The sequence below is a fragment of the Candidatus Margulisiibacteriota bacterium genome (assembly GCA_028706105.1).
Classification (GTDB): Bacteria; Margulisbacteria; Riflemargulisbacteria; order GWF2-35-9; family DYQY01; genus DYQY01.
Window position 1 is genome coordinate 5443 of the sequence record JAQWCF010000015.1, and the last position, 23826, is coordinate 29268.

Sequence of the window (23826 nt, forward strand, 5' to 3'; positions counted from 1 at the left end):
TCCTTTCGAGGATTCTCGAGAAATTACAAAATCAAAGATTTTTATTTCTCGGAACACTCGGCCATCTGTCCATTTAATGTATTCCATAACTATATCAATTTTCTGTTACAGCTTAAAGCCTTTAGCTTGCGAAGTGGGGTCCACAAAACGTAAACATTATTATATGAAAGATGCCTAGATTAAGCAAGTTTATTTATGCCAACCATCTATATTTCCCCCTCTTCCCACTTATTAAGATAAACAGAAAATATAACAAGGCTATGATAAACTTGAAGCTATGATGGATATAAGATGGAAGCAACGTTTTAATAATTACCAAACCGCTTTAGAATCATTATCTGATGGTGTGAATCTCTCCAAATCAAGAAAACTAACTGATTTGGAAAAACAAGGAATTATACAAGGCTTTGAATTTACACATGAGCTGTACTGGAAAACTGTTAAAGATTTTCTGGAACACACTGGAAACATCAAAATATATGGCTCAAAAGATGCCACAAAAGAAGCCTTCGCTCATGAACTGATTTCCAGCGGAGATGACTGGATGAATATGATCGAAAGCAGGAACCTTACCTCTCACACCTATAATAAAAAAATAGCCAATGACATTGTTTCCAAAACCATTGATATATATTATGCCCTTTTAAAACAATTTGAAGAAACAATGACCAGGCTACTCTAAAATGAACAACGGTATAAGTCAGGAATCCAGCACTAAACTCATCAATCTTTTTAAAAAAACCAATAATCTAACAGAAGTCAAACTTTATGGTTCTAGGGCTCTAGGCACTTATAAAGAGTGGTCAGACATTGATATTTCCATTATGGACAATGAATTTTCAGCCGATGACTTGCTACAATTGTCCAACAATATAGATGACCTCCTTATTCCATACAAAGTAGATATTTCCATCTTTAAAAAGTTAGACAATGTTGATCTTATCAAACATATTAACAACCATGGAGTTACCTTTTATAAAAAAAATTAATCAACACCTCTTAGTAACTATCTTGCAAATAAAATAAATAAACACCCTTATTTATAAAACTTGATAACAATTATACGTTCAAGGTATACTCTTTCTTAAATAAAGAAAGGTTATTTCTAATGGCAGAAGAAACACAAAACAACACAACAAAAGAACCCCTCTCTTCGAACGAGAACACGTCAGAGGTTGATGTTAAAAATAAAAAATTACTTATAAAATACGCAGTTGCTATAGCTGTAGTCGGATTAATCTGTGCGTTATTCTACTCTTTCTTAATAAATTACATAAAAGCTATTCCTAATGTACGTGTTCCGAATGTCGTTGGCTTAGACGTAAATGATGCAGAATTTATTTTAAAACAAGAAAACCTTGAACCACTGCTAGGCGGAAGTCGGTTTTCAGAAGAAGCAACACCTAACATTATTCTAGCAACCGACCCTGAGCCAGGAAGAACAGTTAAGGCAGGAAGAAAAATATTGTATATACTCAACAGCGGTCAAGAACAAATTAGCCTACAGCACTTATCTGGGCTCTTACCTGAACAAGCGAGCGCTTTGTTAGCCGAATACAACATTACTATCCAGCAACTAGAAGACGCTTTCTCCGCAGAATATAAAGAAGGCACTATAATTTCAACAAGTCCTAATGGTGGAGAATACATCGAAAGAAACAGTACAATTGACATAATTGTTTCTAAAGGTTTTCCTGTCACTATTACTATCAATAAAATCATAGAAGGCAGCAACAAAGCCTTGGTGAATATTTCGTTACAAATACCTAATTCTGAAACTAATAAGAAAACAAATATAAAAATAGTTTCTGTCTCTGGAAGTATTCCAAAAACCCTTTTTAATGAAGATATCCCTTCTGGAAAAGAGCTTTATTTTGAGCTTGAAGAACTTTTAGGTAACAAAATCGATGTTTTCTTTAATGACAATCTTGCAAAAACGGCACTTGTTTTGTTTTAACTAATGCCTCAAACCGCAGTTGTTTGTAAGCTTCACAATAATATCTTCACTCTATTAAATACCACAACTAAACAAGAACTTCTCGCGTATAAAAAAAAGTCCATTGAAAGCCCTGCAGTTGGCGATCAAGTAGAGTTTGAACAAGACAGCCAAGGAACGATAATCACCAAAATACTACCCAGAAAAAACTTAATCAAAAAACCACTTCTTGCAAATGTCGACCTTATCTTGTTTGTAGTCTCAATAAAAGACCCTGATTATTCTTATTACCTGATAGATTGCTTTCTAAGTTACTATAGCCACTTACAAGTTACGCCGATCATCGTCTTTAATAAAACAGACTTATCTACAGAAGAAAACAAAAAACAACTATCTTTGTACATTAAGCTTGGCTATGACTGTTACTTCGTTTCTGCTATCTCTCTATCCAAAGAAGACAAAGAAACTATCTTTAAATTAATCACCAACAAAACCATTGCTTTTGCAGGCAATTCTGGTGTTGGAAAATCAACACTAATTAACCAGCTCTTTGGAACAAATTTTATCAAAACAGGTGCAATCTCTGAAAAAACTAAAAAAGGAAAACAAACCACCTCCCAAACAGTTCTATACTTTAACAAAGAACATAACTGCTTTCTAGCTGACACACCTGGCTACTCAATGATTGACCTTGAAACGCTGAAAGAAGCCAATCTAAAACATTTGTTTCCGGAATTTTCTAAATATGATGGAAAATGTAAATTTGATAACTGCCAACATCTCAATGAACCTCAATGTGCCATAAAAGAGTTCACAAATAATGGTCATATTCACAAGTCGCGATACGAATCATACGTTAAAATTTATTCGGAATTAAAAAAAATAAAACCTAAATATTAAACGCCTAGCTTCTTTTCCACCTTTCAGCATTATAAATTGCCTCTTTATCTCTGATTTTAACTTTTCGCGTGTCAGCTTTAGGCTTTCAGCTTTTAGCTTTTAGCTTTATAATAAACACATGGCACTAATAGCACCTTCGATTCTTTCTGCTGATTTCAATAATCTAGAACAAGACATTAAAGCAATCTGCTCAGCAGACTACGTGCACATCGACGTTATGGATGGACAGTTTGTTCCCAATATAACAATCGGCCCCGTTGTCATAAAAAACCTTAAAAAAATTACAAATCTTCGACTTGATGTTCACTTGATGATAGTTAACCCTGAAAATTTCATCCAAGATTTTCGAAACGCTGGAGCAGACATAATCACAGTTCACTATGAAGCAAGCAACCATTTAGATAGACTTATTAACCAAATTAAAGCCAGTGGCGCAAAAGCTGGTGTCTCCATTAATCCTGCTACTCCAGTAGAAAACATTTTTCCTGTTCTGGGAATGGTAGACCTTGTTCTAATAATGTCTGTAAATCCTGGCTTTGGTGGTCAAAAATTTATAGAATACACTCTAGAAAAAGTAAGAACCCTAAAAAATAAAATCAAAGAACTTGGACTACAAACCCTGATAGAAATAGATGGCGGCGTAACAATAGAGAACGCAAAAGCAATTACGGAAGCAGGAGTAGATATTTTGGTCGCGGGCTCAACAATTTTCAATAGCAAAAACATTCCAGAAACAATCTCTATTCTAAAAAATGCTTAGCCCTGCTCAATCTCTCGATAGCAAATTCATGAAAAAAGCTTTATCTTTAGCCATTAAAGGCGCAGGAAGTGTTTCTCCCAACCCAATGGTTGGAGCAATAGTTGTTAAAGATAATAAAATTATTGCCTCTGGGTTTCACCAAAAATACGGAGAAGCTCATGCAGAAAAAATAGCACTTAACAGAGCTGGTGCCGAAGCAAACGGAGCCACTCTCTATGTTACCCTTGAACCTTGTTGTCATTTTGGAAAAACACCACCATGCACTGATGCAATTATTGAAGCTGGAATTTCTAAAGTCGTCGTAGCCATGAAAGACCCAAACCCTCTTGTTTCAGAGTCTGAAAATATCTTAAAGACTAATGGAGTTGCTATTGAGTTTGGGATGCTTGAAAAAGAAGCAAAAGTGCAGAACCAACAATTTATAAAAAACATTAAATATAACCGTCCCTATGTAACACTTAAATTAGGAACAACTCTTGATGGCAAAATAGCTGATAGATTTTACAATAGCAAATGGATAACAAATGAAAAAAGTCGTGAATATGTCCATCAGCTCAGATATGAACATGATGCTATTCTAGTCGGTGCCGGAACAGTCTGTAGCGACAACCCTACGCTTACTGTACGTCACACAAAAAAGAAACTTAATTGGACTAAAATAATAGTAGATCCTTTTTTACAAGTTCCTCCCAATGCCAAAATATTTGAATCAGGAAACAGAATAGTCTTCGTAACCCAATACCCAGCATTGGTTAATGAAAAAGAAGAATTCAAGAAAAAACTTCAAGCCATATCTGACCAAGGCAGCGACTTTATTTTCCTTGAATTAAAAGAATCTGGGTTTGATATTAAAAGACTTCTTAAAGAAATATATGCATTAAATATTTTTTCTATTTTTGTGGAAGGAGGCAGTCAAATAGCCTCATCCTTTCTCCAAAGTAATTCCGTTGATAGATTCATCCGTTTCATTGCTCCAAGGTTGTTAAACGACGATAAAGCTATCCCCATGTTCAAACTAGATAAAACGCTTATCGAATTTCCCTTGGAACCAGTGCTGGTCAACACTAAAACCTTTGACCAAGACGTTATGCTAGAATATTTGCTTCATAAATACTAAGGGTTGTTGTTTCATAAAAGTACTAATTGAACTATTCAATTATTGGTTCGTATCGTTAATCTCTAGATAACCATCACTCATAATTTGAAAAGGAAGACCATTCACAACCCCCTGAAACAAAACTAAATTACCATCTTCCCTTAAAAAGGGCTCGTGCTCTTTATTGTAATCATAAGCAAATTCCTTATCTACAAATTCTTTCATTAACGACAAATCATGCAACTTACCTGATTTAAAGGTAATGCAAAAAAACTTTCCAGGTACCTCTTGCTTCAAACGATAATCTAAAACTGATAGTGTGTTTAATAATTTATATGCATCATCAGTATCCATTTCTCGAATTCTGTCATAACAATACTGCAAATATAAATCCTTAAACCAATCAACAGTTTCACTCTCCGCGGGAAGACCTAGAAGTACTTTCCTGTGGTTTTCCCACACAGCATCCAATTCTAATAAATGACTAAAATCTCTAACTGTTTGCAATTCCTGAAACTTACTTTGCGTTAAAAAGCCTCTATACGCAGCATCAACATCTATCGCATTAAGAATAAACAAAAGTCGCCATCCATAATCTATACTTTTACCCATTTTGACAGACAAATCAGACATTTTTCGATAAACTTTTATTGCAAAGTCAGGAGTTCCCTCTCCAAGAAGAATGTCGCCAAGCAAAGAATGGTTACCATTGATTAATCCAGCCATTTCTGCCATATCATCAGAAAACCCAAGTTGCTTAAAAATATCTACACTCATTGCTCCACTCCTAACAAAGTGCCTAGCCTCTCCATAAATACAACCAACATCATGTGTGGCAATCAGATGTTCCATAAATTTAAAGTCTTTTGAATCTTTTAATGTTTGAAAAACCAATGCTCGCAAATCATCAAACTGATTTAAGGAAAGGTAGGGATCCAGACCATTACCCCTTCCCTCTATAAACTTCTGATAACTGGCTTTGTTATCTGGATTAGCAATCAAATATAAGCTCTGCAACATATATTCTGTATGTATCCATCTATACGGGTCACCATTATTATTTAGTTTCTCTTTTAATTTACCAAACTCAGGAATTTTTGCTATTTCTGTTTCATTATACCTATACCACATGGGGTATCCACCAACAACAACCTTGTTTTCTAAAGGCTCAATTAAACTCTTAAGGTTTATATCAAATAAAGAAACTATTTTTGTTTTCATAATTAACCCTTACTTATGCGCTATCCTAATAAAATCAAAACCACGAATTTATCAAAAATTGTTTTAATAAGCCATAATTCAAAAAAATTAAGTAACTATTCATAAATACTAACAGTAAGCTTCTAACAAATAGTTTAATAAATTATCGATTATATTTTTTATCTTTTTTAACATCATACTAAATTATCGTGTTTTATATTAATTTATTTCATTAAGTTTATCGTTGGTAGACGCTAGCTTGTTTAGCATATATAATATTCTTACATTTTTAGTTAGGTTTGGAGAGTTACCCAAGAGGCTGAAGGGGCGGGTTTGCTAAACCTGTAGGGTGGTTACTACTGCCGCGAGGGTTCAAATCCCTCACTCTCCGCCATGAACTAATCGTAATTGCGATAAGTACATGAAAAACTGCAAACTAACTAAGCCTAAGGAAGTAAACTATGGATATAACCATTTTCGAAGAACTCCTTGAGAAAAAAGACTACGAGGCAATTATCACCCTTTTTGAAGAACAACATCCAGCCGAATCAGCTGAGCTTATTTCTGTTGTAGAGCCCACTGTTATCTGGAAATTACTCTTAAAATTAAATTCCAAAGTGCGCGCCGAAATTTTTAGCCACATCCACCTCGAAACACAAATACTAATTGCAGAAAGATTGTCTAGACGTTCGCTTTCTCAAATTTTTACAGATATGCCCCCAGACGATCGAGCTGACCTTTTTAAGAAACTTTCCAAAGAAATTCAAGACTTACTCATACCTGCACTAGCCCAAGCAGAAAGAGAAGATATTCTAAAACTATCTTCTTATGAAGAAAAAACAGCTGGCTCAGTTATGACATCGGAATATGTAGCTCTCTTTGAAAAAAATACAGTCACTGAAGCAATAGAAAAGATTCGAAAAGAAGCTCCTGACACAGAAACCATTTATTATGCATACATTGTTGACCAAGACAGAAAACTAAAAGGTTTTGTCTCACTAAGAGGACTCCTCCTTGCCAAACCAAAACTAAAACTAGAAGACATTATGCAACAAGACCTTGCTACCTGTTTAGTAACAGAAGACCAAGAAGATGCAGCCAGAAGACTCCAAAAATACGATCTTATTGCTATACCCGTTGTTGATGAACACAACGTTCTCGTTGGCATTATCACCCACGATGATGCACTCGACGTTATCACCCAAGAACAAACAGAGGATTTTGAAAAATTAATGGCTATCTCTGGCAGTCACGAATCTGGTGCCTATCTCAAAAAAACAGCATGGACTCACTTTAAAGACAGGTCCGTGTGGATTGTTGTACTAGCAATAGTGGGGCTAGTTCCAGGTATGATAATTCATCACTTTGAAGACGCACTCTTGCACCTTATGTTACTTGCACTCTATATGCCAATGATGGCCAACACGGGAGGAAATTCAGGCAACCAAGCAGCAACAGTTATTGTCAGAGCCTTGTCTTTAAAAGAAGTCTCGACTAAAGACGTTTTTAAAATATTATTTAAAGAATTAAGTATTTCTTTAATGCTGGCAAGTGTTTTAGCTTTATTAATCGGCACAAAAATACTTTTTTTTACCTCTGGCATGACAATACCAGGGAATCTAACGCTTTTGAGAATAGCTCTTGCAGTGTCCTTTGGATTAGGATTACAAGTTATCACCGCAACCATGATAGGTTCTATGTTACCATTACTTGCAAGCAAACTAAAATTAGACCCTGCTGTAATTGCCAATCCAGTGCTAACAACCGTGGTTGATATAACTGGATTGCTTCTCTATTTTAATATAGCTAGACTTTTTCTAGGAATTTAAGGATTTACTGCACAAAAAACTGTTGCTCTTTCATTGTTCTTTATCTTAAACTGCTTTCCCCAAACTTGTAGTTGGTAGACGCTACTTTGTTTAACAGATACAATACTAATGCCTTTTTAATTAGACGTTAAACGCACCTAAAAAACTAAAGTATCAGCTTTACTAAATCTAAGGAGAATAAGTAATGGAAATAATTATTTTTGAAGAAATCCTTGAGAAAAAAGACTACGAAACAATTATCAATCTTTTTGAAGAACAGCATCCCGCTGAATCAGCTGAGCTTATTTCTACCATAGACCCAAGCATTATCTGGAAGCTACTCTTGAAATTAGATTCCAAAGTGCGCGCCGAAATTTTTAGCCACATCCACCTCGAAACACAAATACTAATTGCAGAAAGATTGTCTAGGCGTTCGCTTTCTCAAATTTTTACAGATATGCCCCCAGACGATCGAGCTGATCTTTTTAAAAAACTTTCTAAAGAAATCCAAGACTTACTCATACCTGCTCTAGCTCAAGCAGAAAGAGAAGACATCCTCAAACTATCCTCCTACCCAGAAAAAACCGCTGGTTCAGTAATGACTTCGGAATATGTAGCTCTCTTTGAAAAAAATACAGTCACTGAAGCAATAGAAAAAATCAGAAAAGAAGCTCCTGATACAGAAACCATTTATTATTCATACATCGTTGACCAGGATAGAAAACTAAAAGGATTTGTTTCACTAAAAGACCTCCTTATTGCCAAACCAAGCCTCAAACTAGAAGATATTATGCAACAAGAGCCTATCACCTGCCTAGTAACCGAAGATCAAGAAGATGCAGCCAGGCGACTCCAAAAGTACGACCTTATTGCTATACCTGTTGTTGATGAAAATAATGCACTTGTTGGCATTATTACCCACGATGATGCCATCGATGTTATCACCCAAGAACAAACGGAAGATATTGAAAAATTAATGGCTATTTCTGGTAGTCACGAAGCTGGTGCCTATCTAAAAAAGTCGGCTTGGACACACTTTAAAGATAGGTCGGTGTGGATTGTTGTACTAGCAATGGTGGGGCTAATTCCCGGCATGATCATCCATCATTTTGAAGCTACACTCTTTAACCTTATGTTGCTTGCACTCTATATGCCAATGCTTGTTGATGCAGGGGGCAACTCAGGCAACCAATCTGCTACAGTTATAGTAAGAGCATTGTCTTTAAAAGAAGTTTCTTCTAAAGACGTCTTTAGAATTTTATTTAAAGAATTGAGTATCTCTTTGATGCTAGCTGGTGTTCTGGCTGTTCTAGTAGCTGCCAAAATAATTTTCTTTACATCAGGAGTAGTTATCCCCGAGAATCTAACGCTCACAAGAATAGCTCTTGCTGTCTCCATTGGTTTAAGTTTACAAGTTATTACCTCAACCATGATAGGCTCCATGTTACCGATACTTGCAAGCAAGCTAAAACTCGACCCCGCAGTAGTTGCCAACCCTGTTCTTACAACCGTGGTTGATATCACGGGTTTATTTCTTTATTTCAATACTGCTCGAATAATTCTAGGGATTTAAAAGCTTTTTGTTTGATGTTTTCTTGTTAAAACACCAGCAACTATAACCGTTTATATTCTCCAGCTTCTCTTTATTAATTCCATCTAGCAATAACCTGTTTGGTTTTAAAAAGTTAGTACGCTATAATCTTTATAAATTAATACAAGTTACAGGGATGGTGTTATTATGAAAAAAAATATAAAAAACAATGTTGACTGGGTAGGTAAAATTGATTGGGAACTACAGAGTTTTCACGGGGATGAACTATCAACTCACAAAGGCTCCACCTACAATTCTTACTTAATTAAAGAAGAAAAAACAGTATTAATCGACACTGTTTGGTTGCCTTTTGCGGATGAATTTGTTCAAAACTTATCCACAGAAGTTGATTTGAAAAAAATTGATTTTATTATAATGAATCATGGAGAAGTGGACCATAGCGGAGCCCTTACAGCTTTGATGGAAAAAATTCCTAATACTCCCATTTACTGCACCGCAAACTCAATCAAATCATTAAAGGGCCAATATCACAAAGATTGGAATTTTAAAGAAGTAAAAACAGGTGACAGTCTGGACATTGGAAACGGCAAACAATTGATATTTATTGAAATGAAAATGCTACATTGGCCGGACAGCATGGCAACGTATCTTACAAAAGACAATATACTGTTCAGTAATGATGCTTTTGGTCAGCACTTTGCAAACGACCAGCTCTTTAACGATTTAGTAGACCAATGTGATCTTTTTAATGAAGCAATGAAGTATTATGCCAACATTTTAACGCCTTTCAGTGCAATCTTAACAAAGAAAATTGATGAAATTTTATCATTAAAACTACCAATCGACATTATTGCCACAAGCCATGGAGTAATCTGGAGAGATAACCCAACACAAATTATTGAAAAGTATGCTGAGTGGGCGAATAATTATCAAGAAAACCAAATTACTATTATTTACAATACGATGTGGAATGGCACAAGAACACTAGCCGAGCAAATAGCAGAAGGAATCCGCTCTGTCGATTCAGATGTAGTTATAAAAATTTATAATCATGCAAGAAGTGATGATAATGATTTGATTACTGAAGTGTTCAGGTCGAAAACTGTCATCTTTGGCTCGCCCACTGTTTCTAATAGCATCTTACATTCCATGGCAGGACTCGTTCATTTAGTCAAAGAAATGAAGTTTAAAGGGAAAAAGGCAGCAGCTTTTGGATGTTACGGATGGAGTGGAGAATCAGTAAAGGTGCTAAATGATTCATTGTCTGAGGCAGGCTTTGAAGTTATTAATGAGGGATTAAAAAACCAGTGGAACCCTGATGAAAATGCAAAAGAATTAGCGAGAGAACTAGGGAAAACGATAGCAAAAGCTTAAACCTTGATTGATTTTTTGGCTTTTTCTTTTTCTACTGTTTTAACCTCAAAATCAGTATCCTTTAATGCCCATTCCATTATATAGCCAATTATAATGAACAAAGGTAACGTGAAAAGAGTTCTTAAAAGAGTAAACTTTAAGCCTAAAAAACCTATTTCAAAAGAAAGCATTGGTATTTTTAATGTTGAAAAAGCTCCTAAATAAATAAAAATATTTTTTATGCTAGATCCTTTTTTCCACAATAACGCTGCTACAGGAAAAGCACCATACAATGGTCCAGCTTGAAACATCGCAAGTAATACAACAAGAAACATCCCCTTAATTCCAGACTCTTTGTTAATATGTTTTTCAACTTTTTCTTTTGGAAACCAAACATCAATTAATCCAACTAAAACGAACATTAAGGGAAGGAACATAATCATTTCTCGAAAGAACATCCAAAAGTTATTTAAAATAATTACTAATGCATTCATAAAAAGAACCTCATCAAAAAACCGATTATAATGGCCGCAATAAAGCTAAGTACGTTGCGAATGATACTAGACCTCCAACCGAAGTATTTTGCTTCTATTGGCAATGTTAAAACTCCAACCATCATCAGAGTAGTAATAAACACCGCTAAAATCTGATAAGAAACACCGCTTTTTAATAAAACATTAGCTAAAGGATAAGCGACGAAGCCAGGGATTAAAGAAATCGCACCTATAATGCCCGCTACAAAAAAACTAATCCAGCCAGATCCATAACCTAAAAAACTGGAAATAGTTTCTTTAGGAAAAATCCACAAGAGAACACTAACCAAGATAAGAATATAAATTAAAGCCGGTAAAATTCCAGCAAACATTTTAAGTCCCTTGCGAATTCCTTGCAAAGTTTTCTCTCTATCTTTAAAGAAAGAGAGACCTATCCCCAATATTGTTAAAACCATTAATGTCTTCATTTTTCAGAATTCATTTTAAAGTTAGAACCACTTCTTGTAAATCTAATAATATAAAACCACTTGCAGGATTTATATAAAACCAGTACCCTAATAATATGAATTTAATGGAATTATTATCAAAATATCAAGTAAAACTCATTGAAATATCAATTCAAATATTTTTTGTTGTTCTCTTTGCTCTTATCGCCTTAAAAATAGTTCGGGTTATAGGAAAAACCATTCAAAAAATAGTTGTTTCTGGTGTGGAAAAAATAAACCACGAAGAAATGCTAGAGTTCCAAAAAAGAGTTTCTACTATTAAGGGGCTATTAACTGCTACCGCCGATGCCATTATTTATGCAACTATAATTTTCTTTTTTCTTGGTAAAATCGGCATAGATGTTAGGCCTATTCTGGCTGGTGCTGGAATTTTAGGTTTAGCCGTAGGCTTTGGTGCTCAAGAACTAGTTAGAGACATGATTTCTGGTATGTTTATAATCTTTGAGAATCAAATCAGAAAACGCGACGTAGCCATTATTAATGGAACCGGAGGATTGGTTGAAAAAATAGGATTAAGAACAACTGTCTTAAGAGATGTCTCCGGAGTTGTCCATATTTTTCAAAACGGAAAAATAAATTCATTATCAAATGTTACTAAAGAATGGTCTGCAATGGTGTTTGATATAGGCGTAGCCTATAAAGAAAATATTGCTGAAGTCATGAAAGTTATGCAAAAAGTTGGAGACGACCTAGCAAAAGACCCCAAATTCAAAAAAGATATCCTCGAACCACTAGAGGTTATGGGCTTAGATAAATTTGCTGATAGTGCAATTATAATAAAAGCTAGAATCAAAACAAAACCTATAATGCAATGGACGGTTGGTAGAGAATATCGACTCAGATTAAAAGAAGCTTTTGATGCAAAGGGCATTGAAATTCCATTTCCACACTTAAGCCTTTATTGGGGATCAAATAGTGACCCCTTTAAAGTAAACACCAAATAATTAAAAAACATTTATCTAACCTTTAGAACAATCAAATATTTATTCCATATGCTTCATATAAAGACTTCTCTAAAGAATTGCCTTCTGAGAGTAACCTAATAAACCTAACAGTATCAATACCTTCAGCCCCTTGGCTCTCAGCCTCTACCACAACCCCAAAGAAGAACTCTCCTGCAAAATAACCAATTTCCTTTTCTAAGTCACTACCTTTTAGCCCAATTGCATTGAAATCATTAACAATCAATAAATAGTCTTTTTTAATTGCAGGATTCTTGCCATCTACAACATTCCTATAAAAAGCTCTTCCAATTTCATACTCCTTAAACATACTGCTAACCTTGCCTAATTGCTTAAAAGAATAATATCGATCAAGTAATAATGCCAAATATGAATCTGATTTCTCAGCTATCAGCCCCTTACGTTCAAGAGCATGAACCAACTCATGAACAAGAATTGAGTCATCGTCATTTAACAAAAACATATGGTTTCCACCTGGAATCTTATCATTATAATGTGATGCCCTCGAAAGAATAGGTCCATTACCCCAAATCCTATTACTTACTTTTACCGCTATATTAACAGGATTTAAACTAACTCCTTTTTTCACTGCTCTTAAATTTATCTTAATATCTGGAAAAATCATTGATAAATATGATAATGCTTCTTTAGCAAATAACAGTCCTCTGTTATCTTTTAAAAGTACGTTTACGGTACAATGCTTAGTGGGTTCTGCAAAAGCGATTATCTTATTTCTCATAAATAATAATATGCCCTGAAAGCGCAAAATTAAACCTTACTAAAAATCTATACCGTTTTTTACTGCCAACGTGTAAAATAAAATGACCTCGAAATTTCTACAATTTTATATTTGCACTCTTCGAGGGTAGTCACTAAGCTCATCCTTCGCTTCTAGGTGGAGTGCCCTATTTTAATAAATACAAATACTGCCCATAGCCTTCTTTTTGCATATCTTCCTTGGGAATAAACTTAAGTGACGCAGAATTAATACAATATCTTAAGCCATTCGGCCCAGGTCCATCCTCAAACACGTGCCCTAAATGTGAAGCTGCTTCGCTACTTTTAACCTCTATCCGCTTCATGCCATAACTAATATCTGCATGCTCTTCCACGTTTCCCGCTTCAATCGGCTTAGTGAAACTAGGCCATCCAGTACCAGAATCAAACTTATCACTTGAACTAAACAATGGCTCACCAGAAACAACATCTACATAAATGCCGGTCTTTTTATTATCCCAATACTCATTTTTAAAGGCTGGCTCAGTGCTACATTGTTGCGTAACATCATATTGCACTGCCGTAAGTTTCTTTTTAAGTTCCTTCTTGTCTAATGATTTATTCCCCTTATCACTTCGCGACATCCCCCTAAATGATGAAGACGCTTCGAAGGCTCCCTCATGTAGGGAGCTGTCAGCTTTAGCTGACTGAGGGAGTTCCTCTTTTTTCCAAACTTTCTTAATATAATCTTCTCTACCAGACGCTTTTTTGTAAGAATTATAACGAGTTTCGTTGGTCAAAAAATACCCTATATGATAATTCTCTGCCTTATAAAAAGCGGTTGCAGGCAAAACAGCTACGACAATCTTCTTTGCAAACTTACCAGACTTATTGAGTTGCTCAATTGATTTAAGCGCAATATTCTGTTGCTCATTATCATGATAAAAAATAGCTGTCTGATACTGGGTTCCTCTATCAGCAAACTGTCCGCCTTCATCAGTTGGGTCTATTTGCTGCCAAAATGTATCTAGTAGTTTTTCATATGAAACTTTACTAACATCATACTTTATTTGTACTACCTCATAATGCCCTGTCCTACCAGAAGACACTGCCTCATAAGTTGGGTTCTTAGTCTGCCCACCAGTATATCCAGGTAACACCTCGATAACACCCGCTATTTGTCTAAATGGTGGCTCCATACACCAAAAACATCCACCTGCAAAAGTTGCTAGCTGTTCGCTACTTTTTCCCATAACAACACCTCCTAATAATGCTATTAAACTTATTAACAATATTTTAATTTTCACAACATACACATCTTTCTTGTTGACTTCAATAAGCCTAACATTTATAATCATACAAAACAAGTAGGAATAGTATGAAATGAAAGTATCAACAAAATTAAGATATGGATTAAAGTTTTTAATATATTTGGGTGCCAACCAAGAAGGCAAAAATATTACCTTAAAAGAAGTTACTGACAAAGAAAATATCTCTATAAAGTATCTAGAACAAATTGTAACCATCTTGAGGCCACTCAACATCTTAAATTCCACAAGAGGAAATAATGGCGGATACTCCCTATCCAAGCCCCCTAAGGAAATCTTCCTATATGATATCTTCAATACACTACAAGGCGAGTTTTTTGAAATGAACTGTGTAGAAACGCCCACATCATGTAATTCTTCAAGCATCTGCCCAACTAGAGGTCTTTGGGTAGATATGAAGCATCTATATGTGGACTATTTAAAGGAAAAAACGATTCAAGACTTAATAAATAACTATAAAAGGAAGGTATAAAATGAATTCAGAAATCTACTTAGACCATAATGCTACGACATATGTAGAACCAAAAGTTGTTGAAGCGATGATTCCCTATTTCACGGAGAAATTTGCGAATCCATCAGGCATCTATAGCCTCAGCCAAAACGTTAGCAACGACATTCAAGCTGCAAGAGAGAAAATACAAGAACTACTTCATGCTAAAAAAGGAAAATTAATTTTTACAGGAGGAGGAAGCGAATCCGACAATCTTGCAATTAAAGGTTACGCTTATGCTAACCAAAACAAAGGGAAACATATCATTACCTCACAAATAGAGCATCATGCAGTACTGCATACTTGCGAGCAGCTTGAAAAGGAAGGATTTACTGTAACTTATCTTCCAGTAGACACAACTGGTATTGTTAAATTAGAAGAACTAAAAAAAGCAATCCAGGCTGATACTCTTTTAATAAGCATTATGTATGCAAACAACGAAACCGGTGTCATCCAGCCTATCAAAGAAATCATTAACATTGCTCACCAAAACAAGGTTGCTGTTCACACCGACGCTGTTCAAATTGTTGGAAAGCAGGAAATAAACATTGATGATTTAGGCGTCGATTTATTAAGTTTCTCTGCACACAAATTCTATGGCCCAAAAGGTATTGGTGGTCTTTTTGTGAAAAAAGGAATCAAAATCCACAACATCATCCAAGGTGGCGGACAAGAATTTAAGCTAAGAGCGGGAACCGAAAATACTGCGGGAATAATAGGAACAACAAAAGCCTTAGAAATTGCTATGCAAAACTGGGAAGAAGACTGGAATAAAGAAAAAGCTCTACGTGATGAACTTGAGCAGCATTTACTTGCACTCATACCAGAGTCTCAACTTAATGGTCATGTAGAAAACAGGCTAGCAAATACGCTAAATATAATTATAAAATACATCGAAGGTGAAGGCATGTTGCTATTACTTAACAATAATAACATCTATGCTTCTTCAGGGTCTGCTTGTACTTCTGGCTCACTTGATCCTTCTCATGTTTTACTTGCTATGGGTATACCACATGAGCATGCACATGGCTCACTTAGATTTAGTCTAGGACGAAAAACCACTCAAGATGATATCAAACAAGTAATTGAAGTTTTACCAAAAATTGTTGAAAAGCTAAGGGCCATGAGTCCACTGTACAATAGTAAAAATCACCCCTCCGGATTCAATAATGAATCCACCTTTCCTTATTAAGGAAAGGTGATGCGTTGAGCATGTCGAAATGTGTCTCAACAAAGTTGAGACGGAAGGGTAAAAAAGGAGGAAAAAGAAATGGGTATGAATTATAGTGAAAAGGTATTAGATCATTTTAATAGTCCAAGAAACGTAGGAGAACTAAAGGACGCAGATGGTATTGGCACTGTTGGTAATGCAAAGTGTGGCGACATTATGCAAGTGTACATAAAAGTAAGCGACAAGGTAATCACTGATGCTAGCTTCAAAACATTTGGTTGTGGCGCGGCAGTTGCTACAAGCTCAATGGCAACAGAGCTAATTAAGGGTAAAAGTATCGATGACGCGCTTAAAGTAACAAACAAAGCCGTTATGGAAGCCTTGGATGGCTTACCTCCTGTAAAAATACACTGCTCCGTCTTAGCTGAAGAGGCTATTCATGCTGCAATCAATGACTATTTGGTTAAAACTACTGGTGTCGGACTACCGGAAGAACAATGTACAGGATGCTGTAATTCTTGCGGTAAACATTAGACATGTTACAATAGTAAAAAAACTTGGAGGATAAGAGCATATGGCCGTACAACCAATCATTGATTTAGCGCTAATAGACTTAAAGAAAACAGCGGTAACAAAAGAAAGAATTCTGGAACTGAATGCCCAACGAGATGAGTTTGAACAATTAGATAAAATTGCTTACATAGACTTAGAAAATCTTATTATTGTAGGTCTCAAAAAACAGGCAATGGATGAATTCTGGACAAGAGGACATATCCCTGGAAGACCAATTATGCCAGGAGTTATGATGATAGAAATGGCAGCCCAACTTGGGTCCGTCATGTTTCACGAAAAATTTCAAACAAATGGTACTAAATTCTTCGGTTTTGGTGGAGTAAATAACGTTAAATTTAGAGGAGCAGTGTTGCCAGGACAAACACTTGTGATGGTAGCAAAAGCAACTGCACTTAGATCAAGAATAGCAATTTTCTCTACTCAGGGCTATGTTGATGGACACCTTGTCTTTGAAGCTGAAGTAACTGGGCTAATCTTGTGAAAGTAGGAATAATCCGCTGCCAACAAACAGAAGACATGTGCCCCGGAACTACGGATTTCAAGGTAGCATTAGAAGGAAAGTTAGCTTTTGAAGAAATTGGTAAAAGCGAGATTATTGGGTTCGTGTCTTGTGGTGGATGTCCTGGAAAAAGAGCTGTTTCCAGAGCTAAAATGATGCAAGAAAAAGGCGCTGAAGTAATAATGTTTGCTTCCTGTATCAGCAAGGGCAACCCCATTGGTTTTCCTTGTCCACATTTTCAACAAATGAAAGATAGTGTAATAAAAAAACTCGGACCTAATATTAAAACAATTGATTGGACACATTAGCGACAGCAATTAAACTAGTTGGTCTTGTTTATTAAAGAAAGTTAAATAACCAAACTGAAGCATGCTTATTACAGTTAAACTCACCGAACCAAGTATCCCTAGCATTATTGCTATTTGATAAGTTATGGCGATTGTTGGAGAAGTTCCAGATAATATCTGACCAGTCATCATCCCTGGTAAAAAAATAATCCCCATTCCGAGCATGGAGTTAATTGTTGGCATAATAGCTGAATCAAAAGTGCTATTAATAATATCTCGAGTAGCTCTTTTTGGAGTTGCTCCCAATAAAAGAGTTTCTTCAACCAAATTTCTCTGAACTTGCATCCCGTCAATCAGGGACTTTACGCCCAAGGATACTCCTGTCATAGAATTTCCAATCAGCATCCCAGCAATCGGTATAAAATACTGTGGATTGTACCAAGGCGATATTCTGATAACAACTAAAAGAAAATACAATAAACAAAAAACTGTTCCACTCACCATCGAAAAGGTTATAACTATTTTTAATTTTTTACTGAGTCTATTTTTAAACTTCTTAAAAATAGTATAAATAGCATAAGCTTCCATAATCAAAATAATCAAAACTGTTATATATGGCGCTGGGTTACTAAAAATATAGACAAGCAAATACCCAGCAAGGATTAGCTGCAAAGTCATCCTTATCGAAGAGATCAATAGTTCCTTTTCTCTGTTAATGCCTCGTATCCTCAAAATAAATAAAACTATTAACACAAAAAAATAAGCAAAGGCTAATTGGGCAACTGATAAAACTATTATACCGTCCATAATCTTGCTCCACTCACTATCTTAGCAGAAGGCATTTCTACAATTACATCAGAGTACTTATCTGCCATTTGTTTAGAATGTGTAACCATAACAACTGTCTTGTTTTTTTCTTTCGCAAACTTTGTTGTCATCTGAATAATGCTATTTGCAGTTTCTTCATCCAAGGCTGAAGATGGCTCATCCAGCAAAAGAACCTCTGGGTCCAGTAATAGTATTCTTGCTAAAGCCAGCCTTTGTTTTTCGCCACCTGATAAAGTCAAAATATTCTGTTCCAGCTTTTTTTTAATTTTTAATTTATCAAGCATAGAATCCAGCTCTTCATCCTTAGGAATTGTTTTTTCCTGAAAAATAATACCAGCTAGAAGACTATCCTTAACTGTTTCTCCAAACATAACTGGAGTCTGGGAAAGCATAACCACTTTTCGTCTATGTTCTATAGAATTAATCATTGATAAATCTTCTTCTTGAAAAAATATTTTCCCATGATTTGGTGAAATCATTTTATTTAAAAGCCTTAAAACAGTTGTCTTTCCACTACCACTTTCTCCAACAAGTGAAACAACCATGCCATGAGGGATATACAAATCTGAAATACTGAGAAAATCTAAAAACCTAACATCTTGAAAGACAAACATACTACGTTCCTGCCAAATTCCTTAACTTTGCAAAATTTTGAACAACAACTGTTTTTCCGAAAACCTTCAAAATTCCCAATTGATGAAGCTTCTGAAAATTCCTTGAGAGTGTTTCGGGTATAGTCCCTATGGAAGTAGCGATTTCTTTCTTGGAAATTGTCATTTCAATGGGTTCTGCCAATTCTGCTTTTTCTAAAAGATTATTATCAGCTATATACTGCAAAATAAAACTAGCTAACCGTGAAGCAACATCCTGCAAACTAAACTGATAAATCTTCTCATTTAACATAAGACATCTTTGAGAAAGAACTTTTATAAAAAACATACTCAACTCATTATCTTTTTTAATTTCCAGCAAAATCTCTTTTTTGGCATATTCTATTATCATGCTATCTTTGTCTACTGATGCACCCACTGGATACTTGCTATCTGTAAAAACCATTACCTCTGCAAAAATCTCACCAGGTATCACCTTTCTAATAGTTGTTTCTTTCCCGTCTTGATTTAACTTATACAAACTAATCTGCCCACTTAGCAATAAATAAAAAGTATTAGCTTCCTCTTCTAAATAAAAAAGCGTTTCACCTTGAAGAACAGATCTTTTTTTGCCTAGTCCTTCCAATTTGTTTTCCCAATCAATCTTCATAATAATACCGTTTCTTTCTGTTTTGACTTAAGTCAATTAATATATCACCATAGTATATCAAAATATACGTAACAAAAAAGAATTTTCCGTCTGATCCTCTCTCTTTCAGGAGAGGGGACAGAGGGAGAGGAAGGAATTAACTATGGTAATGAGAAAGTTTATTGAGATTAATGAAGAAAAATGTAACGGGTGCGGGAACTGTATTGTTGACTGTGCGGAGGGTGCACTACAACTTGTAAATGGTAAAGCCAAAGTTGTGAAAGAACAATTTTGTGATGGACTAGGTGCCTGCATAGGTAACTGTCCTGTTGATGCTCTTAAAATTATAGAAAAAGATGTAGCGGCCTTTGATGAAGAGGCTGTGGAAAAACACTTGAAGAGCAAAGACAATCCAAAGTTAAAAATAGCGAAAAAAGAAGACCACGCATGTGGATGCCCAAGTATGGCTTTTGACAGAAGCTTCGTTGAACCCAAAGAAGAAAAGAAAGCAGATAATCCACAAGGTCAAAGCGAGTTACAGCAATGGCCCGTTCAGTTACACTTAATTAACCCACAAGCCCCATATCTAAAAGGCGCCAACTTACTCGTGGCGGCCACTTGTTCAGCTTTTTCCTATGGCAACTTTCATCATGATTTCATTAAAGATCATATTGTGGTTGTTGCTTGCCCAAAACTAGATAGAACGGAACCATATGTAGATAAACTTACACAAATCATCACGGAAGGAGAAATTACATCAATAACTGTTATTAGAATGGAAGTGCCTTGTTGTGGTGGACTTAGCCAGATAGTTAAAGAGGCTATAAACAAATCAGGCAAAAAACTTCCATATCTTGAGGAAATTATCACTGTTGATGGTAAGATAAGATAACGCCTCGATAATATTTCCGCTCATCGAGTGATTGCTAAGCAATTGTATCGAGATGCGGAAATCACTCGGCAACCAATAAACAAAGGAGAATAAAAATATGAGTATGTACTGTAATCAATGTCAGGAAGCAGCCAGAGGAGTTGCTTGCACAAAAGTAGGAGTCTGTGGAAAAAACGAAATTGTTTCCAATCTACAAGACTTGTTAGTCGACACGTTACAAAAACTAGCCGTAAAGCTCAAAGGAAGCAAGGCAAGTGAAGAAGTAACGTCATATCTATTAAAAAGCTTATTTCAAACCATCACTAACGCAAACTTCAGCCAATCAGACATCTTAAGGAGCATTAGAAAAGGACTTATTCTTACAGATACCGAGCTAGCTTATGCTGGCGATGCTGAACTTATCGCCAAGTCTGCTGACGTTGGTTTTGAAACTATCGTTAATGATGATGCTAGAGCTCTTAAATCCCTTGTTGTCTTTGGACTAAAAGGACTAGCTGCTTATGCTGAACACGCCGCAAACCTAGGTCACCATGACGAAAAGATCACCAATTTTGTTATAAAAGCACTTGCAATGGTTGATGATGAAAATGCTTCAATCGATGATCTGTTAGCATTGACCATTGAAACTGGTCAGTTTGGCGTAACAGCAATGGCGCTATTAGATACAGCTAACACTTCTGCTTACGGAAACCCTGAAATAACCGAAGTTAATCTTGGTGTAAGGAACAATCCCGCTATTCTTATCAGTGGCCATGACTTAAAGGATATGGAAGAATTATTAGCACAAACTGCTGGTACTGGGGTAGATGTTTATACTCACAGTGAAATGCTTCCCGCTAACTACTATCCAAAGTTTAAGAGGTACGATCATTTTGTTGGCAACTATGGAAACGCTTGGTGGAAACAAAACGAAGAGTTTGAGAAATTCAATGGGCCTGTCCTTTTTACTACAAATTGCATTACTCCACCTAAAGCTTCTTACAAAGACAGAATCTATACCACTGGAGTAGCAGGATTCGACGGTTTTCCTCATATTGCTGATAGAATCGCTGGTCAAGCAAAAGACTTTTCTATAATTATCGAACATGCAAAAAGACTACCTGCTCCAACGGAAATTGAAACAGGAACACTTGTTGGTGGGTTCGCTCACGCACAAGTGTTAGCACTTGCGGACAAAGTAGTAGATGCCGTAAAGTCTGGAGCTATTAAAAAGTTCGTAGTAATGGCTGGATGTGACGGAAGAATGCAATCAAGAGAATATTATTCTGAATTTGCACAAGAGCTCCCACAAGATACAGTAATATTAACTGCTGGTTGCGCAAAATATCGTTACAACAAGCTAAACCTTGGCGATATTGGTGGCATTCCCAGAGTACTTGATGCTGGACAATGTAACGATTCCTATTCCTTAGTTGTAATTGCTCTAAAATTACAAGAAGTCTTTGGTTTAAAGGATATTAATGATTTACCTATTGTTTATAACATCGCTTGGTATGAACAAAAGGCAGTGATTGTACTACTAGCACTTCTAGCACTTGGTGTTAAAAATATTCACCTAGGACCAACGTTACCTAGTTTCCTCTCGCCAAATGTAACTAAAATATTAGTTGAAAAGTTTGGCCTTGCTGGAATTACAGATGTTCAAAGTGATATTAAATCAATGATTGGTTAAAAAAATAAATTAGTTCCCCGCAACGGGCTTCGTTTCTTTTGAACCAAGCTAGTAGCGGGGAACCAATTAAAAAATCACAAAAGATAATACGTAATTTAAGAGAATAAAAACAAAACTAAGCACTGAGGTAAGAATAACTATCCCTGTAATTTCTGAAACTTTGTACTGATACCTCTCAGCAAAAATCACAAGTGATACTGCTGCTGGGATAGCCGCCTGTAAAAGCAAAAACTGTTGCATATCAAACAAAAAGCCCTCGGAGTAGAATACTTTTAAAAACAGTAAAGACAAGACTACTCCTACTGCTAAACTAATAAATCTAAACAATGAATAGAACATTGCCAACTTAGCTTTATCCAAGGAAAAACTATCATATAGAAAAATACCCAAAGAAAAAACTGCAATACTACCAGAAGCATTACCCAACATCTCAAAAGCAGAATGTAGGAAGCTTTCCCTAAAGCCTATAATTGAAAAAAATAAACCAACAAAAATAGAGATAAGCAAAGGATTTTTTCTCAGATTTCTAAAAATCTTTCCAATGCTCATATTACCTTGGGAAAACTCAAACATTAATAAACTTAAAAAGATGCCGATTGCACCCAAAACTGAAGCTGCTATCACTGAGCTGTTATAATGTAACCCGTTTTGGAAAAATTCAAAAAAAGCTAATCCAAAAAAAGCATTACTGCCCATAACAATTGACAGCGACAGCAAGATAAACGTATCTCGATTAATAGCATTTAAAATATAGGCAAATATCAAAACTATCCAGATCAAAAGTATCGGCACTACCGAACCCCACAAAAGCACAGGGTCAAGTTGCGAAAAATCTATTTGTGATATTTTAGCCAGAAACAAAGCAGGCAAACTAAAATGGTAAACAAAAGAAGAGATTACTTTTACATCAGACTTCTGAAAAATTGAAAGTCTCCGGCTTAACACACCGACTCCCATTAAAATTAAAAGAATAAACAGGCTTTGAAGAATTTCCATATATGCATTATACATGAAACGACCAATTATTTTTCACAAATATATAGCATCAATAAAGGGAAGCACATGCTTTAGTCTGTTTTATGTTTTATAATAATATAAACTTATACAGGGAGGATTAAATGACACACTCAACTTCAACGACTTGGATTAACAACATGCGCTTTGAATCCGCAATCGACAGCCAAAAAATCACACTAGACGCGATAACTGATAATGAAGGAAATAATGCGGGCGTCAGTCCTAAAAAACTTTTATTAACAAGTCTTAGTGGGTGCTCAGGCATGGATGTTGTTGGTATTCTAATCAAGATGAAACATACGCCAAAGCACTTCAACATAAAAGTTAATGCAGAACTATCCGCTGAACATCCTAAATACTATAAAGAAATCCACCTAATTTATGAATTTGATAAAAGTGTCCCAAAGGACAAAGCAAAAAAAGCTATCGATTTATCACTAGAAAAATACTGTGGAGTTAACCAAATACTAAAGCAATTAGCTAAAGTTAGCTATGAAATAAAGTTTATTGAGTAAACAACCAATTCTGCTCACCCTTAAGTGGGGA

27 protein-coding genes and 1 tRNA gene are annotated in these 23826 nt (G+C 35.6%); 19 read left to right on the forward strand and 9 right to left on the reverse strand.

Going from position 1 to position 23826, the window contains the following annotated elements; translation table 11 throughout:
- Positions 1-277 precede the first annotated feature (277 nt).
- The 6 genes from PHF25_02615 to ribD all read left to right on the forward strand — a co-directional run bounded on the left by PHF25_02615 (position 278) and on the right by ribD (position 4713).
- Positions 278-682 carry a nucleotidyltransferase substrate binding protein gene (locus tag PHF25_02615; protein ID MDD4526912.1) on the forward strand — a complete coding sequence of 135 codons (405 nt, stop codon included), beginning with the start codon at positions 278-280 and terminating at the stop codon, positions 680-682.
- A 1-nt stretch (position 683) separates the two neighbouring features.
- Positions 684-989 (forward strand): nucleotidyltransferase domain-containing protein, encoded by a 306-nt coding sequence (locus PHF25_02620; GenBank protein MDD4526913.1) that lies wholly within the window; start codon positions 684-686, stop codon positions 987-989.
- Between the two features lie 119 nt (positions 990-1108).
- Positions 1109-1957, forward strand: coding sequence for a PASTA domain-containing protein (locus tag PHF25_02625; protein ID MDD4526914.1), 849 nt, complete (start codon positions 1109-1111; stop codon positions 1955-1957).
- A gap of 3 nt (positions 1958-1960) precedes the next feature.
- The gene (gene rsgA / locus PHF25_02630) at positions 1961-2836 is read left to right on the forward strand and encodes a ribosome small subunit-dependent GTPase A (protein MDD4526915.1); all 876 of its coding nucleotides are present in this window, start codon (positions 1961-1963) and stop codon (positions 2834-2836) included.
- Positions 2837-2954: 118 nt separating this feature from the next.
- Positions 2955-3596 carry a ribulose-phosphate 3-epimerase gene (gene rpe, locus PHF25_02635; protein MDD4526916.1) on the forward strand — a complete coding sequence of 214 codons (642 nt, stop codon included), beginning with the start codon at positions 2955-2957 and terminating at the stop codon, positions 3594-3596.
- A complete protein-coding gene (gene ribD / locus PHF25_02640) occupies positions 3589-4713 on the forward strand; it encodes a bifunctional diaminohydroxyphosphoribosylaminopyrimidine deaminase/5-amino-6-(5-phosphoribosylamino)uracil reductase RibD (GenBank protein ID MDD4526917.1) in 1125 nt (374 codons plus the stop codon). The genes rpe and ribD overlap by 8 nt, the downstream gene beginning before the upstream one ends.
- Positions 4714-4752: 39 nt before the next feature.
- Here the strand turns inward: ribD and PHF25_02645 are convergent, their stop codons facing one another.
- Positions 4753-5913, reverse strand: coding sequence for a hypothetical protein (locus PHF25_02645; GenBank protein MDD4526918.1), 1161 nt, complete (start codon positions 5911-5913; stop codon positions 4753-4755).
- 280 nt (positions 5914-6193) lie between these two features.
- On the opposite strand from PHF25_02645, the gene PHF25_02650 reads away from it, so the two are divergent.
- The 4 genes from PHF25_02650 to PHF25_02665 all read left to right on the forward strand — a co-directional run bounded on the left by PHF25_02650 (position 6194) and on the right by PHF25_02665 (position 10626).
- Positions 6194-6286: transfer RNA gene (locus PHF25_02650), tRNA-Ser, on the forward strand.
- Positions 6287-6353: 67 nt separating this feature from the next.
- Complete coding sequence (mgtE, locus tag PHF25_02655; protein MDD4526919.1) at positions 6354-7721, forward strand: magnesium transporter; 1368 nt, start codon at positions 6354-6356, stop codon at positions 7719-7721.
- Positions 7722-7905: 184 nt separating this feature from the next.
- Positions 7906-9273, forward strand: a complete 1368-nt coding sequence (gene mgtE, locus PHF25_02660; GenBank protein MDD4526920.1) for a magnesium transporter — start codon at positions 7906-7908, stop codon at positions 9271-9273.
- A gap of 165 nt (positions 9274-9438) precedes the next feature.
- Complete coding sequence (locus PHF25_02665; GenBank protein MDD4526921.1) at positions 9439-10626, forward strand: anaerobic nitric oxide reductase flavorubredoxin; 1188 nt, start codon at positions 9439-9441, stop codon at positions 10624-10626.
- Here the strand turns inward: PHF25_02665 and PHF25_02670 are convergent.
- Positions 10623-11099 (reverse strand): permease, encoded by a 477-nt coding sequence (locus tag PHF25_02670; GenBank protein MDD4526922.1) that lies wholly within the window; start codon positions 11097-11099, stop codon positions 10623-10625. The two genes, PHF25_02665 and PHF25_02670, sit on opposite strands and share 4 nt — an antisense overlap.
- Positions 11096-11554 (reverse strand): permease, encoded by a 459-nt coding sequence (locus PHF25_02675; protein ID MDD4526923.1) that lies wholly within the window; start codon positions 11552-11554, stop codon positions 11096-11098. Before PHF25_02675 ends, PHF25_02670 begins: the two co-directional genes overlap by 4 nt.
- A gap of 116 nt (positions 11555-11670) precedes the next feature.
- On the opposite strand from PHF25_02675, the gene PHF25_02680 reads away from it, so the two are divergent.
- Complete coding sequence (locus tag PHF25_02680) at positions 11671-12549, forward strand: mechanosensitive ion channel family protein (protein ID MDD4526924.1); 879 nt, start codon at positions 11671-11673, stop codon at positions 12547-12549.
- Positions 12550-12580: 31 nt separating this feature from the next.
- Here PHF25_02680 and PHF25_02685 read toward each other — a convergent pair whose 3' ends face one another.
- Together PHF25_02685 and msrB are read right to left on the reverse strand one after the other, a co-directional pair.
- Positions 12581-13306 carry a hypothetical protein gene (locus tag PHF25_02685; protein MDD4526925.1) on the reverse strand — a complete coding sequence of 242 codons (726 nt, stop codon included), beginning with the start codon at positions 13304-13306 and terminating at the stop codon, positions 12581-12583.
- A 166-nt stretch (positions 13307-13472) separates the two neighbouring features.
- Positions 13473-14537, reverse strand: a complete 1065-nt coding sequence (gene msrB / locus PHF25_02690; protein ID MDD4526926.1) for a peptide-methionine (R)-S-oxide reductase MsrB — start codon at positions 14535-14537, stop codon at positions 13473-13475.
- Positions 14538-14667: 130 nt separating this feature from the next.
- On the opposite strand from msrB, the gene PHF25_02695 reads away from it, so the two are divergent.
- The 5 genes from PHF25_02695 to PHF25_02715 all read left to right on the forward strand — a co-directional run bounded on the left by PHF25_02695 (position 14668) and on the right by PHF25_02715 (position 17653).
- A complete protein-coding gene (locus tag PHF25_02695; protein ID MDD4526927.1) occupies positions 14668-15084 on the forward strand; it encodes an Rrf2 family transcriptional regulator in 417 nt (138 codons plus the stop codon).
- 1 nt (position 15085) lies between these two features.
- Positions 15086-16294, forward strand: a complete 1209-nt coding sequence (gene nifS, locus PHF25_02700) for a cysteine desulfurase NifS (protein MDD4526928.1) — start codon at positions 15086-15088, stop codon at positions 16292-16294.
- An 84-nt stretch (positions 16295-16378) separates the two neighbouring features.
- A complete protein-coding gene (gene nifU, locus PHF25_02705; protein ID MDD4526929.1) occupies positions 16379-16807 on the forward strand; it encodes a Fe-S cluster assembly scaffold protein NifU in 429 nt (142 codons plus the stop codon).
- A gap of 40 nt (positions 16808-16847) precedes the next feature.
- Complete coding sequence (locus PHF25_02710; protein ID MDD4526930.1) at positions 16848-17327, forward strand: beta-hydroxyacyl-ACP dehydratase; 480 nt, start codon at positions 16848-16850, stop codon at positions 17325-17327.
- On the forward strand, positions 17324-17653 hold the full coding sequence (locus tag PHF25_02715; protein ID MDD4526931.1) for a CGGC domain-containing protein: 330 nt from the start codon (positions 17324-17326) through the stop codon (positions 17651-17653). The genes PHF25_02710 and PHF25_02715 overlap by 4 nt, the downstream gene beginning before the upstream one ends.
- A gap of 9 nt (positions 17654-17662) precedes the next feature.
- Here PHF25_02715 and fetB read toward each other — a convergent pair whose 3' ends face one another.
- The 3 genes from fetB to PHF25_02730 are packed head-to-tail and all read right to left on the reverse strand — an operon-like array spanning position 17663 to position 19720.
- A complete protein-coding gene (gene fetB / locus PHF25_02720; protein MDD4526932.1) occupies positions 17663-18439 on the reverse strand; it encodes an iron export ABC transporter permease subunit FetB in 777 nt (258 codons plus the stop codon).
- Complete coding sequence (locus PHF25_02725) at positions 18427-19074, reverse strand: ATP-binding cassette domain-containing protein (protein ID MDD4526933.1); 648 nt, start codon at positions 19072-19074, stop codon at positions 18427-18429. The genes fetB and PHF25_02725 overlap by 13 nt, the downstream gene beginning before the upstream one ends.
- A 1-nt stretch (position 19075) precedes the next feature.
- Positions 19076-19720 (reverse strand): Crp/Fnr family transcriptional regulator, encoded by a 645-nt coding sequence (locus PHF25_02730; GenBank protein ID MDD4526934.1) that lies wholly within the window; start codon positions 19718-19720, stop codon positions 19076-19078.
- Between the two features lie 142 nt (positions 19721-19862).
- Here PHF25_02730 and PHF25_02735 point away from each other — a divergent pair, with 142 nt between their 5' ends.
- Both PHF25_02735 and hcp read left to right on the forward strand, forming a co-directional pair.
- The gene (locus tag PHF25_02735; GenBank protein MDD4526935.1) at positions 19863-20591 is read left to right on the forward strand and encodes a ferredoxin; all 729 of its coding nucleotides are present in this window, start codon (positions 19863-19865) and stop codon (positions 20589-20591) included.
- Positions 20592-20688: 97 nt separating this feature from the next.
- Positions 20689-22263 (forward strand): hydroxylamine reductase, encoded by a 1575-nt coding sequence (gene hcp, locus PHF25_02740; GenBank protein MDD4526936.1) that lies wholly within the window; start codon positions 20689-20691, stop codon positions 22261-22263.
- A gap of 66 nt (positions 22264-22329) precedes the next feature.
- On the opposite strand, the gene PHF25_02745 is transcribed toward hcp, so the two are convergent.
- Entirely contained in the window at positions 22330-23259 is a 930-nt protein-coding gene (locus PHF25_02745) for an AEC family transporter (GenBank protein ID MDD4526937.1), read from the reverse strand.
- Between the two features lie 122 nt (positions 23260-23381).
- On the opposite strand from PHF25_02745, the gene PHF25_02750 reads away from it, so the two are divergent.
- Positions 23382-23795, forward strand: coding sequence for an OsmC family protein (locus tag PHF25_02750; protein ID MDD4526938.1), 414 nt, complete (start codon positions 23382-23384; stop codon positions 23793-23795).
- The last annotated feature ends 31 nt before the right edge of the window (positions 23796-23826 follow it).